Origin of the sequence: Virgibacillus sp. M23 (genome assembly GCF_034190895.1) — a bacterium.
Classification (GTDB): domain Bacteria; phylum Bacillota; class Bacilli; order Bacillales; family Amphibacillaceae; genus Virgibacillus; species Virgibacillus salarius.
Map to the genome: position 1 here is coordinate 1 of NZ_JAWDHA010000318.1, position 419 is coordinate 419.

General features: G+C 47.7%; 1 pseudogene. It reads left to right on the top strand.

From position 1 onward, the window contains the following. Positions 1 to 239: 239 nt before the first annotated feature. Positions 240 to 419: pseudogene (locus tag RVS70_RS22750) on the top strand (hypothetical protein); the annotation flags it as partial.

Below are 419 nucleotides of genomic sequence, written 5' to 3' on the forward strand. Positions count from 1 at the left end.
TTCTATGACCGTGGAGGATTTGGCGATGAAGCATTTGGGTGCTGACATCACGAAGCGCGATTTCTGGGAGAATGCTATCAAGCTGGCTGTGCGTGACGCCGAAACCTTTTTGCAAATGACCGAATCTTAAAGAAAAAGCCGTGGCGTTAAATGCCACGGCTTTTTCAATTCTTCTCTGAATGAGGATTTCATTCTCTGGATATACCTAAAACAAATGGAATCCTACAGGGGGGAAACATATGCATTTGATCAGAGCAGCCGGGGCTGTATGTCTCGCAGTGGTTCTGATTGCAGGCTGCCGTCTTCATGAAGATCAGCAGCAGGCAGAAGGAGAAAATACAGCCGTCACCCAGCTGAAGTCCGTTCCCTACAGCAATTTTTCGCTTCGTGTAAGCTACGGGGATGGTGAGCATAATCGT